Here is a 12,186-nt window from a genome sequence, read left to right as displayed (position 1 = left end):
CGGAATTTTTCTCGTCCACCCCCCCCTACGATTCGGAGAACCCATCATGTCCAAGATCATCACGATCCTCTGCGTATCGGCCGCCGCCATCTCTGCCGCGAGCACTGCACTCGCACATGACTACAAAGCCGGTGCCCTGAAGATCGGCCATCCTTGGACTCGTGCCACGCCGAATGGGGCAAGCGTCGGCGGTGGCTATCTCACCGTAGAGAACACCGGTTCGGAAGCGGACAAGCTTGTTGGTGGAACCCTCGTGGGGGCCGGGCGCGTCGAGGTTCACAGGATGTCGATGGAAGGCAGCGTGATGAAGATGGCCCCCGTCGATGGCGGACTCGTCATCAAGCCGAATGAGACCGTCAGCCTGAAGCCCGGCGGCTACCACCTGATGTTCCTCGACCTGAAGGGCCAGCTCAAGAAGGGCGAGATGTTGAAGGGCAGTCTGGAGTTCGAGAAGGCTGGCAGGGTCGAGGTCGAGTTCAAGGTCGAGGCGATTGCGGCCAAGGGGCCCGAGGGCGGCCACGACCACCACTGAGCCCGGGGTCCCGCCCGCACCAGGCTCAGTCTCCTAGACTCCGGGCAACCTCGTGCCCGGAAAGGCCGGTTCATCAATGCGACCCGGTTCGTGATTTTCCATCCAATATGGCTGTCACGAACCCAGACAGGGACAACTCGCTGCATGGCCAACGATGACCACCACGTACTCTCCGGCAGACGGAAGGCCATCGTCCTGGGGATGGTCGCGGCCCTTGGGCTTGTTGGTTTCCTCGGCATCGTCTGGTCGATCCTGTCGGACCCCGGGACAAGGAGCGCGGCGCCATCCCGCATCGGGGGGCCGTTCCGCCTGCAATCGTCCGCGGGCGGGACGCTCGATTCATCCACTCTCCTGGGCAAGCCCTTCCTCCTGACCTTCGGCTTCACGCGGTGCCCGAGCACCTGCCCCACCACGCTCGCCGAGATGACCAGCCTGATCGATATGTTGCAGGCCGAGGGCCGGTCCATCGACGGCTACTTCGTCACCATCGATCCGGAACGCGATACCGTTGCGTCGATGCGCGAGTACCTGACCTCCTTCAGCGACAGGATCACCGGATTGACGGGGTCGGTCGCCGAGATCGAGCAGGTCGAGCGTTCCTACAGGGCCTTCGTCCAAAAGGTGCCGACGGGTTCCGGGGATTACACCTTCGACCATACTGCATCCGTCTACCTCATGGACGCGAAGGGTCGGTTCGTTGTGCCCCTCGACCTGGACAATAAGTTCGACCGCGGGGTGGCGGAAATTCGTCGGGTCCTGAGCCAAGAGCCTCCGACGGCTTCAATCGGAGTCACCGAGACCCAACGCTTACGGTAATCGCTACGGTTTCTAGAATGATTAGCGCATCCCGGCCAACCAAGGCTTGCCAAGGATCCCGGGTCGGGTGACCCGGAACGAGATGCGGATCTGTCGTCATCTTCTTATGGCGCTCAAGCCGGACAGGTATTTCGCCATAATGACCTGTGGTCCACGCCATGCGGCATCAACTTCGTTGACGGGTTCGCGAGCTTGACCGTACGAAACTCCATGCGCATGCGACTGCCAGGGTGGGCGGCCTGTCGCGCGGTCATCGTCATGGCCGCGCTCTATGCGCTTGCGCTCCAGGCATTCCTCGGCGGCGCGAGCTTCGCCGCCTCGGGTGGTCCGACCCACATCATCTGCGCGCAAGCGATGGGGAGCGACGGGGAGCCGTCCAAGTCGCCCGTGCCGCATAAGCACCTCGATTGCTGCCTGGTGGCGCACGTGCTGGGCGCGCCTGCCATCCCACCCGCTACCTCGGCCCAAATCACCTGGCCCGTCCGGAAGGCCGACGCCATCGTCTGGCGGTTCGAAGTCACGGCTTATCCCCGTGCGCCGCCCGGGATCAGCGCAAGCGCCCGTGCCCCTCCTGCCGCCTGATTGATCGCCGCTTTCCCGATCCTTCAGACCGCAGGCCCATGCCATGTTTCGTATCCCCCGGGGCGAGCTTTTTGCTGCCCTATTCCTGACGGTGCTCGCCACCACCTCCGCCTTCGCCCAACCCGCCGGCAACGGCATCACCCTGCCGGAACTCACCGTGGAGGCAGGCGGGTCGTCGACCGGGCCCGGCATACGCCAAACCACGGCCGGTCCCGTCCAGGGCTATCGCGCCGTGACCTCGGTCTCGGCCACGAAGACCGGCACCCCTATCCAGGAGACGCCGCAATCGGTCCAGGTCATCACCCGCGAGTTGATCCAGGACCAGCAGAACCTCACCGTCTCGGAGACGCTCCAGAACGTATCGGGCGTCACGGGCCCGAACGCCCTGGCGTTCAATCAGTTCTATACGCTCGTGCGCGGCTTCCCGGCCGAGACCTACATCGACGGCCTATCGACCTTCTTCCAGCCCGGCGCCCGCGACCTCCTGAACAACGTCGAGCGCATCGAGGTCCTGAAAGGACCGACCGGCATCCTCTACGCCGGGGGCTCGGCGCCCATCGGCGGCATCGTCAATGTCGTCTCCAAGCTTCCGGTGTTCGCGACCTTCACCGAGATCGGCATCACCGGCGGCAGCCGTGGCTTCGTCAGCCCGTACTTCGACATCAATAGACCGCTGACGGCGGACGGGACCGTGCTGTTCCGCATGACGGGCCAGTTCCAGCGCGACGTACCCTCGGTCGACTTCGTTGAGACCCGCAGCCTCGCCATCAACCCGACCGTGACCTTCACCAACAACGCAGGCACGTCGCTGACCCTGCAAGGCTTTTACTCGCGCCGTACCCAACCCGACTACACGGGCCTGCCTGCGGTCGGGACAGTCGACACATCCGCCTTCTCCATCCGCCGTTCCCTGTTCCCGAGCTCGACCTCGGTTCCGGATACGTCCTCCGAGTTCTACGGCATCACGGCTCGCTTCGAACACGCGTTCAGCGACGTGTGGTCGACCTTCACGAATTTCCGGTTCAGCCGCTCACTGGTCAACCAGCCGGATCAGTTCGTTCTCGGCAACGCGCCCGACGCGCCGCCGTCGAGTTTCCTCATGTCCAACGCCCTCGTGCGCGGGAACATTTCCGAGGTCTCGATCAACCCGAACCTGAAGGCGAACTTCGACCTGGGACCGACTCGCAACGTCCTGCTGCTGTCGGCCGACTTCGACCGGGTCAAGGACCGGGAGTTCGTCAGCAACTTCGAGCTGTTCGGTCCAGTGGACTTCAACGCCCCGGTCTTCCCGGCCTATGTCGAGCCGACCTCCCGCGCACTGACGCCCGATAACGCCTACGTCAATGCCGGGCTGTCGCTGCAGCTCCAGACGACCCTGTGGGAGCGCATCCACCTGCTCGCCGGCGTGCGCGGCGCCTACGTCGAACTCGACGGGCTGGACAGGCTGACGGGGACCCGGTCCAGCCTTCGGGAGGTCCGGCCGCTGCCGAAGGCCGGTGCCATCGTCGACGTATACAAGGATGGGGCCGGCAACGTCGTCTCGCTGTTCGCGGACTACAGCGAGGGCATGCGCGTGGTGCCGTTCCTCTCGACGGAGGCCTTCAAGCCCGAGACCTCCCAGCAGATCGAGGGCGGCCTGAAGGTCGCGTTCGCCTCCGGGCTGTCGGGAACGCTCGCGGCCTTCGAGCTCGCCCGCCAGAACGTGGCGACGGCCGACCCGAATAACCCGTTCCGGCAGGTGCAGGTCGGTGAGCAGCGCTCGCGCGGGGTCGAGCTCGACCTGGTCTGGCAGCCTACGCCGAACTGGCAGATCCTCGGCAGCTACGCCCACATCGATGCGACGGTCACCAAGGACAACACCTATGCCATCGGTTCGCGATTGATGGCGGTGCCGTCCGATTCCGGGCGGCTATGGGCCAACTACAAGTTCCTGGATGGCACGCTTCGTGGGGTCTCGCTCGGCGCGGGTCTCTACGCCGCCTCACGGCAGGCGATCACGCTCGACAATGCCTATTCCACCCCGGCTTTCATGACGCTCGATGCCAAGGCGTCCTACACGGTCGACGGCTGGACCTACTCCCTCGTCGGCAAGAACCTGGCCGATGCGCTCTACTTCGAGCCGTACCTGTTCCTTGATGGCCGGGTGCGCCCGTCCAACCGTCGATCCATCTACGCGACCGCTTCGGTCCGGTTCTGAGAGGGCTTCATGTTCGACCGTCGCGACTTCACCCGCCTCGCCGCCGCCGCGTTCGCCGGCATCCCGTTCCTGCGTTCCCCCGCCTATGCGGAGGATGGCCCGGACGGGGCCGTCCCTCCACCCCAGACCGGCCACGAAGACGAGATGGCCGGTTACGATCCCAAGGTGCGCTGGATGGGCGACGAGCGGATCGCGATGCTGATGTACCCCGGCATGACGGTCATGGACCTCATCGGTCCCCAGAGCATGTTCGCCGCGATGATGGGAGCCAAGATCCATCTCGTCGCCAAGTCTCTCGATCCGGTGACCAGCGATGCCGGGGTTACCATCACGCCGGACGCCACTTTCGAGACCTGCCCGCGCGACCTCACCGTGTTATTCGCGCCCGGTGGCACGGATGGCACGATCAACGCCGCCACCGACCCTGCGACCATCGCCTTCATGGCGGACCGGGGCAGCCGGGCGACGTATGTCACCAGCGTGTGCTCCGGCTCGCTGGTCCTCGGAGCGGCCGGACTGCTCAAGGGCTACAGGGCTACCTCCCACTGGTCCTGCCGGGACGCGCTGGCCGGGTTCGGAGCGATCCCGACAGAGGCCCGCGTCGTTCGAGACCGCAACCGGATCACCGGCGCGGGCGTGACCGCCGGTTTGGACTTCGGCCTCACCATGGTCGCGGAAATGCGTGGCCGGACCTATGCCGAATGCTGCCAACTCATGAGCGAGTACGACCCCGATCCGCCCTTCAAGGCAGGCTCATTGAAGACCGCACCACCGGAGGTAAGGGAGCCGATGGTGAAAATGGTCGCCAGCTTCAAACAGGCCGCCGAGGCACTGGCGGCCAACAGCGGACCTCGTTGAAGGATGAAAGCTTTTGTAAGAGTCGCTGCTTGGAAGCTGATTCCAAGGCAGGTCGTGATGTATGTCCGATTCCGAGCACCTCGCCAACCAGCCTATATGGCAAGGTTGGGTCGCAAGCGGAACGTCTGCATGTGACCAGGGCGCCGCACAACCGGTTAAGGTCGCTACCGGGCCGCGCGCGCGCCTGCTGAAGCCAGTGCGGCTTGCCACCCGCGACCGTACCTGTCCCGGAGCGTCGCCATAGCCTCGTCGGCGGCCCTTACCCCGCTGTCGTGGGCCCCGTGGGCGGTGGTGAAGTCGAAGGGGTGCGTCGCCTCGCCTGCGAAGAAGAGCCGGTCCTCGAACGGCTGAGCTAAGCGCGTCCGCGCGTGGGACTGCCCGGGCAAGGCGCAACTATAGGCGCCGCCGATAGAGGCTATCCGGCTCCAGGACGTCGCCGCCAGCGGTCGGAGCACCGAGGCCACGTCGCTGCCGAACAAGGCGACCAACTCGGCCGACACGTGGGCGAAGCCGGCGGCCGGGCCCTCCTCCTCCAAGATGCGGGCACCATCGCCCCCGAGGAACGCCTCAATGATAGGCCAGCCGTTGGGCCGGATGGAGTAGGAGGCAGATCTCGGGTCGTGCAGGTTGCCATAGGCGTGCGTGTCCGGCTCGAACGCGGCGTCGCGCCCGATCTCCAGGAAGACCTTCTCGTTGCGCCCCAGCGGCAGGGCGGCGGCAGCCTCGCGCCAGGGGTCGACCCCCGAAGGCAGGCGGATCGTGTCGCTGGCTAGCACCGCGGTCGAGACCGTTATGATGGCGGCCCCGGCGCGGACGGTGCCGGCGCGCGTGGTGACGGCGACGCCGTCCGCCGTCAGGTCGATCCGCTCGGCGGGGGTGGCCAAGCGTAGCGTCGTCGAGGAAGGAAGGCTGGCCGCGACCAGCGTGCCGTAGCCGAGCGGCAGATGCCAGTTCCGGCCCGTCGAGGCATCGTCGTAGGCCAGGTAGTCGGTGGCGGAGATCGCCTCAGGCTCGACGCCGCTCATGAAGCCAGCGATAGCCCGCACGTAGGCGTCCCAGGGGCCACCGGCGTCGAGGGCATCGCTCGCCCGGTCGCCGTTCGCGGCGACTATGCGCAGTCGCTCCTCCCATTCGCCGTATGCCTGCTGCGCCGCCTCTTGGCCGTCCTCGTCCCGGGCGATGCCGGGATGCGCCTTCGCCCATGGTGGCTCGCCTCGGTCCACTCGAAAGCCCGCTGCCTCCGCGATTCCGACCCACGCATTGCGGTCGCCCGAGTGCAGCCACTCGCAGCCGAGGTCGAGCGGATAGCCTATGAGGTCCTGTGTGTATGCGCGCCCCCCGAGACGCGACGACGCCTCCAGCAGCAACGCAGTCTTGCCGTGTGCCGCCAGCCGTCGGGCAGCACCGACGCCGGCGGCCCCTCCACCAACGATGATGACGTCGAATGCGCTGCCCATGAATTTAAGTTGAGGACGGCCGATACGGCTTCCAAGGCTCGTGCGGCCGAAGGACACCGCCTTCGTCGGATACGTTGGGCGCCTGGATAGACAAAGATACAACAATCAGTCGGGCCGGAGTGCGCGGGGAACCGTCTGGATCAGGCGGCCTTGGCCTCGATCTCGGCCTGAAGCCTGTCGAGGAACACATCCCGCCCGACATCGCCCAGGTCGACGGCCTTCGCCCCACCCGCCGCGATGACGCTGACGTCCGTGATGCCGATGACCCCAAGGATCATGCGCAGGTATTGAGTCGCGATGTCCCGGTCCTGGATCGGCGAGCCTTGCGTGTAGACGCCTCCCGAGGCGAGGAGCACGGTCGCCTTCTTGCCGACGACAAGCCCTTTGCCGTCATGCCCGAGAGTAAGTCCCTTGCGAACGACGTGGTCGACCCAGGCCTTCAGCGCCGCCGGGACGTTGTAGTTGTAGACCGGTGTGGCGATCACGATGTGGTCGGCCGCCAGCAACTCGGCTGCGAGTTCATCCGATAGTCGGAGCACCTCCCGCATTTCCTCGGAGTGTCGCTCGGGAGGGGTGAAGTAGGCCTGGAGCCAGGGTGCATTCACGAACGGTAGGTCGGTCCGCATCAGATCGCGTTCGACGACCTCGCCCCCTGGGTGCGCCGCGCTCCATCGGTCCACAAACCGGCCTGTGAGCGCGCGCGAGATCGAGTGGTCGCCACGGGGGCTGGTCTCGACGACGAGGAGGCGAGGCATGAGACGTCCTTTGGTTCGGCGTTGTCGGGTTGGTTATGGGCGGCCGGTGCGGACCCTGGTCGGATGGACTGTATGGTCGGCTCGGTGCTCGGACCTCAGATTGGGGGCTAGACCTCCTAGACGGAAGCGATCAAACAGTGATGTTTTCCATCGGCTCAGGTGATGGATGATCGGCAGCCTCACGCTCGACCAGCTTCGCGTCCTCGTGACCATAGCCGAGACCGGCAGCTTCTCCGCCGCGGGTCGGCGGCTGCGGCGCGCGCAATCCGCGATCAGCCAGACCGTGGCGGTTCTCGAAGCCGCTCAGGGAGTGACGCTGTTCGACCGCTCTGCGCATCGTCCGCGCCTGACGGAGATCGGCAACGTCCTCGTCGGGCAGGCGCGCCTCGTCCTCATGGGCGCGGGACGCTTCGAGGCGATGGCCGCTGTCACGCGCGAGGGGGTCGAACCGGAACTCGCCGTGGCAATTGACCCACTGGTGCCAACCGCCCCGCTCATCGAGAGCCTGCGCGCACTCCGGGACGCCTTCCCGAATCTGGCGGTCAGCTTCTCGACGGAGGGCCTCGGCGGAGCCGAGAGACGGTTGCGCCGTGGCGATGCAGCGCTGGCCTTCTGCATCCTGCTCCCGTCGGTCCCCGACGACGTGAGGGCCTTACCCCTGTTAGGCGCGCGGCTCCTGCCGGTCGTGGCACCGGACCATCCCCTCGCGCATCTCGGACGCGCTGCAACGCGTGGGGATCTTGAGGAACATGTTCAAATGGTCCTCTCCGACCCGTCGGCACCGGAAGGACCTTCCCACGGCGTCATCGGCACGAGGGTCTGGCGCTTCGTCGACCTCGGGCGTCGCCTCGACTTCCTCCTGGCCGGATTGGGCTGGTGCCGGATGCCCGAGCATCTCGTGGGGCCGCTCCTCAGTGAAGGACGGCTCGTCGAATTGAGCATCGATGACGATCCGGCACGCTTGAACGGTCCCCTGACGGTGTATGCTGCACAGATGCGAGACAGGCCGCTTGGTCGCGCGGGCCGATGGCTCCTAGAAGACCTGCAGGCACGCTTCGAGCACACTCAAAGAGCGTCATAGAACCCGATGGCCTCTTCGAGTTCGCGTTCCTCGTATCCGAAGTGAGAGACGACGATCCGCTCGAAGACTTCGTAGATCTCGTCGAGCGCGAGGATGCGCTCCCGGGTCGGGTCCGATGCGATGACATTCGAGGTTTCCCGGATGCGTTCGAGCAGGGCATGCACGGTCCGGTGCTCCGCACCGAGGCGGTCGAGGACGGGGCGTAGGCCCACGTTCTGCCTCAGCCGTGGGTAGAGGCTGCCCTCCTCAATGTCGTGGTGCAACTGAAGTAGCTGGCACTGACTCCCGCACAGGTTTCAGAAGGTACGGTAGTTCTCGATCATCGACAGGGAAGCCATGCGGTGAGAGACGGCCTCGACGGCGCCGGTCCCTGCCAGGAGTCGGTCCAGCGCGTATCGAACGGCGGCAAGTTCCTCCAGGTGGTGGCGGTGATAGAGGCTGAGACGCCGTCCCTTCGCACGCTGAGCCAGGGTCACTCCGGGAATGACCGGTGCCTTCGGGCGGGTGGCATCGTCGAGGAACGGAATCCGGTCGAGGGCACCGTCGGTCATGGCTTCGACCGCCGTGGCTGGAAGAAACCAAAACATCACGTTCGTAAAGCGGACCGGCTTGTGCCGACGATGGACCACGCCGGAGTTAAGCAAACTGCGCGGCAAACGTCTGCTTTCAGGCGAAGGCCAAATACCTCGCTATGGCGTGGTTGGGTCGCAAGATGACGGTCAGGACGGAGTGGCAGCACACGCGTCAGTGAGCCATTAGGACCGGCAGTCTGGCGTTCTCGATGACGTAGCGGGTGACGCCCCCGAGCAGGAACTCGCGCACGCGGCTATGGGTGTAGGCACCCATCGCGAGCATGGAAGCATCCCGGGCCTCAGCCTCCGCAAGGATGGCGGCGCCGACTGAAATGCCCTCCTTCACCGGCAAGGCGATCGCATCCGCCACGATCCCGTGCCGGCGAAGATAACCGCACAGGTCCGTTGCTCCTGCCTCCTCGAACCGCTCCGTTCTCGCATGAAGCACGGTGACCCGCTCGGCCTCCCGCAGAAGGGTGATGGATTGTCCGATCAGGCGCGTCGCCTCCAGGCTGCCGTTCCAGGCGATCACCACGTGGTACAAGGGATCATACGTTACCGGTTCGGTGACCATCAGTGTCGGTCGCCCGATGGAGAAGAGGGCGGTGTCGAGCGCGCGCCCCGTAAAGGGTCGCGCGGGATCGGGCCGGTCCACGATGACCATGTCGTTGACGCGCCCGACGCGCGTCAGAAGCGGTTCGACCTCTCCCGAGAGCTCGTCCCAGGTCACGAAGGTGGCGTCGAGCCGCTCACCCGAAGGCATGAACGCCACCTTCCGCTGCGCGCACCAGGCCTGCATCGCGGCCTTTCCGGCGTCCGCGGCCTCGCGCACGCCCTGCTCGATAGCCGTGATGGTCGCGCAATCGACGGGTACCAAGCTCGCCGTGTTGGCCAGCACATGCTCCGGCCCAGGCGCCATGAAGCTCACGCCAATGTGGGCGTGCAGGCGCCGGCTCAGACGCAGCGCCGCATCCATGCGGCGCGTCGGATCGATGCCGGGGGCGGTCGGGACGAGGGGGCAGCGCAGGAACATCGGGAATCTCCGGGTCGGCTCAGCGCTCAAGCGACTTGAGGTAGGCGATCAGGGCGTCCGCCTCGTCCGGTTCGAGCCTGAACTCGGGCATGGTCGGGTGGCCGGTCGTGATGCCCTCGGCCAGGGATTCGGCCAGGTCTTCGACAGGGTAGCGGGCATGGAGCTCTCGGAAAGGCGGGGCCACGTGCAGCGGGCTCGATCCGAGGCGCCCGATGGCGTGGCAGCGTGCGCAGTTCGACCGGGCGATGGTCTCGCCTTGCTTCACCTTGCGGTCCCAGGCGGAGGCGGGACCCACCGGGGAGAGCCAGAGGAGCGCGACCATTACCGTCACGCGCCGGCCTGGGCGGAAGAGGTAGCGCATCAGTGGCTCATCAGGCAGCAGAGGGACATGGTCTGCAGGATGTCGCGAGTTGCCCCGCCGAAGATCCATTCGCGTAGCCGGGTATGCCCGTAGGCACCCATGACGACGAGGTCGGCTTGCTCGCGTTGCGCGAACCGCAGGATCTCCTCGGCGGCGGCGACCTCCGGGTTTGGCAGCAGATGGGTTGTCACGCTGACGCAGTGGCTCGACAGGTAGGCGGCCACGTCCTCGGAGCCCTCCCCGTGCGCGCCCGGTCCCACCACCACGACATGGACCGCTTCCGCTCTGGTCAGGAACGGCAAGGCGTCGTGGACCGCACGACGCGCCTCACGCGTATCCTTCCAGGCCACGACGACCCGCTTCGCAGAAAGGCGCTCGATGCCTGGTGGCACGACCAGAACGGGGCGGCCGACCTCCATCAGGAGCGCACCGGCCGAGACCGCCATCAGGCCGGGGTCACCGTCGGCCGGTCCGTGGCGCCCGACGACCACCAAATCGGCGGCGCGAGCCTGTTCGATCAGGTAGGCCGTCGGTTCGGCCAATGCGGCACGCCAGGACGTCCGGGGCCCTCGGTCGGCCTCGCGCTCGAACAAGGCCTTCGCCTCGGCGAGCTGCTCGTTCGCGCGGCGGTCCTCGATCTCGTAGATGCGCTCGGCCTCGCGGACGTCGTTGACGGCGAGGAGGCCTGGAACCTGACGCGCGGCGACGCCGGTCAGATTTGCCTCGAACCGCTCGGCAATGCCTGCGGCGAGCTGGACCCGGTCCGCAGCCGCGGCCCCGAGATCGAGGGATACCATCACGTTCGAGATCTTCATGCCCGCCTCCGCTGGGCCGGGCGTACCGGCCTGATGGAGCCACCCTGACCGGTGCTTGCCGCTCAGACCTTGATCCATCTCAAGGGAGACCCGGTTGCCGCGTGCGCCGGCCCTGCCGACATGCCTCCTCGACGAAGAAGGCTATTGGCGAAGGCGCGCCTGAAGGGACATCGGACCAGGGCCGAACCCGCTCACGACAACCGATTGAACGACCCGGCGGAGAGCCTCGATGTCCATCGGCCCCGCCGTCTGCGTGCCCCGGTGTCGCCATTCGTTGGCTTCCTTCCTCCGCCTCGACAGCTTCGCACCGATCCAGCGCGGCACGAGGCGTCCGGGCTTGCGCCTCGGGACCCAGCATCCATGATCCTTGGCAACCACTCCGCGTCTCCCCCATGACCGTCAGGAATCCTCGGCGGCGCAGGGTGTCCCCCGCCATCGGTCGATCTTTGGGGTGGTCGCCTACCAGGCCAGCGTCAGGCGGTCCTCCACGGCATGGACGCCCGGGGTCGACCAAGCTGCACGCTCGGCGAGCTCCCGCTCACGCCACAAGTCGACGCATCCGTCGAGGATCACCGTGTCGCCCTCCACGCGCACCGTGATGCCGTCGGGGTCCCGCGCCGTCCGCTTCAAGGCCGCGACCACTTTCGCCTTCACGTCGGCCGACCGCACCGGCGGCTTGACCGCGAGAAGGTTCAGCACCTCGCGGACGCCCGCGAGCTTTGCCACCGCGGATTGCGCCGCCGCCCGCTGGTAGTACCAGGACACGCAGCCATCGAGGGTGACGCAGCCATCCTCGACCTTGACCTTGATGGCCTCGTCCGGGACCTGGACGTTCCAGGCCAGGACCTTCACGACGCGGGCGGCAAGTTCTTCGTCGCCGGTCTTCTCGTTGGCGGGGTAGCGGACCTCGATCTCCTCGACGACGGCCCTGACCCCACGGACCCGCTGCGCGATCCTCTCGGCGGCGATCTTCTCGGCATAGGTGGCGACGTGGCCGGACAACGTCACGATGCGGTCGCGAACGGCCACGCCGATATGGGCTGCGTCCACCTTCGGATCGAAGTCCAATTCCTCCAGCACGTGCTGGCGCAAGGTCCTGTCATCCATGGCCCTCTCCGTTCGGTCCT

The 12,186-nt window shown here is 66.3% G+C and carries 14 protein-coding genes; 6 read left to right on the top strand and 8 right to left on the bottom strand.

The annotated features are described in order from the left end of the window. The first annotated feature begins 46 nt into the window (after nt 1–46). The 5 genes from RQI43_RS18115 (at nt 47) to RQI43_RS18095 (ending at nt 4,985) form a co-directional block, all read left to right on the top strand. On the top strand, nt 47–532 hold the full coding sequence (locus RQI43_RS18115; protein ID WP_311276076.1) for a copper chaperone PCu(A)C: 486 nt from the start codon (nt 47–49) through the stop codon (nt 530–532). Between the two features lie 144 nt (nt 533–676). After that, nucleotides 677–1,348 carry an SCO family protein gene (locus RQI43_RS18110; protein ID WP_311276075.1) on the top strand — a complete coding sequence of 224 codons (672 nt, stop codon included), beginning with the start codon at nt 677–679 and terminating at the stop codon, nt 1,346–1,348. A gap of 216 nt (nt 1,349–1,564) precedes the next feature. Next, nucleotides 1,565–1,930, top strand: coding sequence for a hypothetical protein (locus tag RQI43_RS18105; RefSeq protein WP_311276074.1), 366 nt, complete (start codon nt 1,565–1,567; stop codon nt 1,928–1,930). 43 nt (nt 1,931–1,973) lie between these two features. Beyond that, nucleotides 1,974–4,127 carry a TonB-dependent siderophore receptor gene (locus RQI43_RS18100; protein ID WP_311276073.1) on the top strand — a complete coding sequence of 718 codons (2,154 nt, stop codon included), beginning with the start codon at nt 1,974–1,976 and terminating at the stop codon, nt 4,125–4,127. 9 nt (nt 4,128–4,136) lie between these two features. Beyond that, the gene (locus tag RQI43_RS18095; RefSeq protein WP_311276072.1) at nt 4,137–4,985 is read left to right on the top strand and encodes a DJ-1/PfpI family protein; all 849 of its coding nucleotides are present in this window, start codon (nt 4,137–4,139) and stop codon (nt 4,983–4,985) included. A gap of 164 nt (nt 4,986–5,149) precedes the next feature. On the opposite strand, the gene RQI43_RS18090 is transcribed toward RQI43_RS18095, so the two are convergent. Next, nucleotides 5,150–6,442: an FAD-dependent oxidoreductase gene (locus RQI43_RS18090; protein WP_311276071.1), complete on the bottom strand. Its 1,293-nt coding sequence runs from the start codon at nt 6,440–6,442 to the stop codon at nt 5,150–5,152. Nucleotides 6,443–6,582: 140 nt separating this feature from the next. Next, a complete protein-coding gene (locus tag RQI43_RS18085; RefSeq protein WP_311276070.1) occupies nt 6,583–7,197 on the bottom strand; it encodes an NAD(P)H-dependent oxidoreductase in 615 nt (204 codons plus the stop codon). A 166-nt stretch (nt 7,198–7,363) separates the two neighbouring features. Here RQI43_RS18085 and RQI43_RS18080 point away from each other — a divergent pair, with 166 nt between their 5' ends. Continuing rightward, nucleotides 7,364–8,278 carry a LysR family transcriptional regulator gene (locus RQI43_RS18080; protein WP_311276069.1) on the top strand — a complete coding sequence of 305 codons (915 nt, stop codon included), beginning with the start codon at nt 7,364–7,366 and terminating at the stop codon, nt 8,276–8,278. On the opposite strand, the gene RQI43_RS18075 is transcribed toward RQI43_RS18080, so the two are convergent. The 6 genes from RQI43_RS18075 to RQI43_RS18050 form a co-directional block, all read right to left on the bottom strand. Continuing rightward, entirely contained in the window at nt 8,263–8,541 is a 279-nt protein-coding gene (locus RQI43_RS18075; protein ID WP_405030656.1) for a hemerythrin domain-containing protein, read from the bottom strand. The two genes, RQI43_RS18080 and RQI43_RS18075, sit on opposite strands and share 16 nt — an antisense overlap. A gap of 33 nt (nt 8,542–8,574) precedes the next feature. Beyond that, entirely contained in the window at nt 8,575–8,829 is a 255-nt protein-coding gene (locus RQI43_RS18070) for a hypothetical protein (RefSeq protein WP_311276068.1), read from the bottom strand. 193 nt (nt 8,830–9,022) lie between these two features. Further along, nucleotides 9,023–9,883 (bottom strand): universal stress protein, encoded by an 861-nt coding sequence (locus RQI43_RS18065; protein ID WP_311276067.1) that lies wholly within the window; start codon nt 9,881–9,883, stop codon nt 9,023–9,025. Nucleotides 9,884–9,902: 19 nt separating this feature from the next. After that, nucleotides 9,903–10,205, bottom strand: coding sequence for a cytochrome c (locus tag RQI43_RS18060; RefSeq protein ID WP_311276112.1), 303 nt, complete (start codon nt 10,203–10,205; stop codon nt 9,903–9,905). Between the two features lie 38 nt (nt 10,206–10,243). Continuing rightward, nucleotides 10,244–11,059 carry a universal stress protein gene (locus tag RQI43_RS18055; RefSeq protein WP_311276066.1) on the bottom strand — a complete coding sequence of 272 codons (816 nt, stop codon included), beginning with the start codon at nt 11,057–11,059 and terminating at the stop codon, nt 10,244–10,246. A 459-nt stretch (nt 11,060–11,518) separates the two neighbouring features. Next, a complete protein-coding gene (locus tag RQI43_RS18050; protein WP_311276065.1) occupies nt 11,519–12,166 on the bottom strand; it encodes a BON domain-containing protein in 648 nt (215 codons plus the stop codon). Nucleotides 12,167–12,186 lie beyond the last annotated feature (20 nt).

The sequence above is a fragment of the Methylobacterium sp. WCS2018Hpa-22 genome, from assembly GCF_031843785.1.
GTDB lineage: Bacteria > Pseudomonadota > Alphaproteobacteria > Rhizobiales > Beijerinckiaceae > Methylobacterium.
The sequence above is the reverse complement of the archived record's forward strand: the minus strand, read 5'-3'. Positions and strand labels throughout refer to the sequence as shown.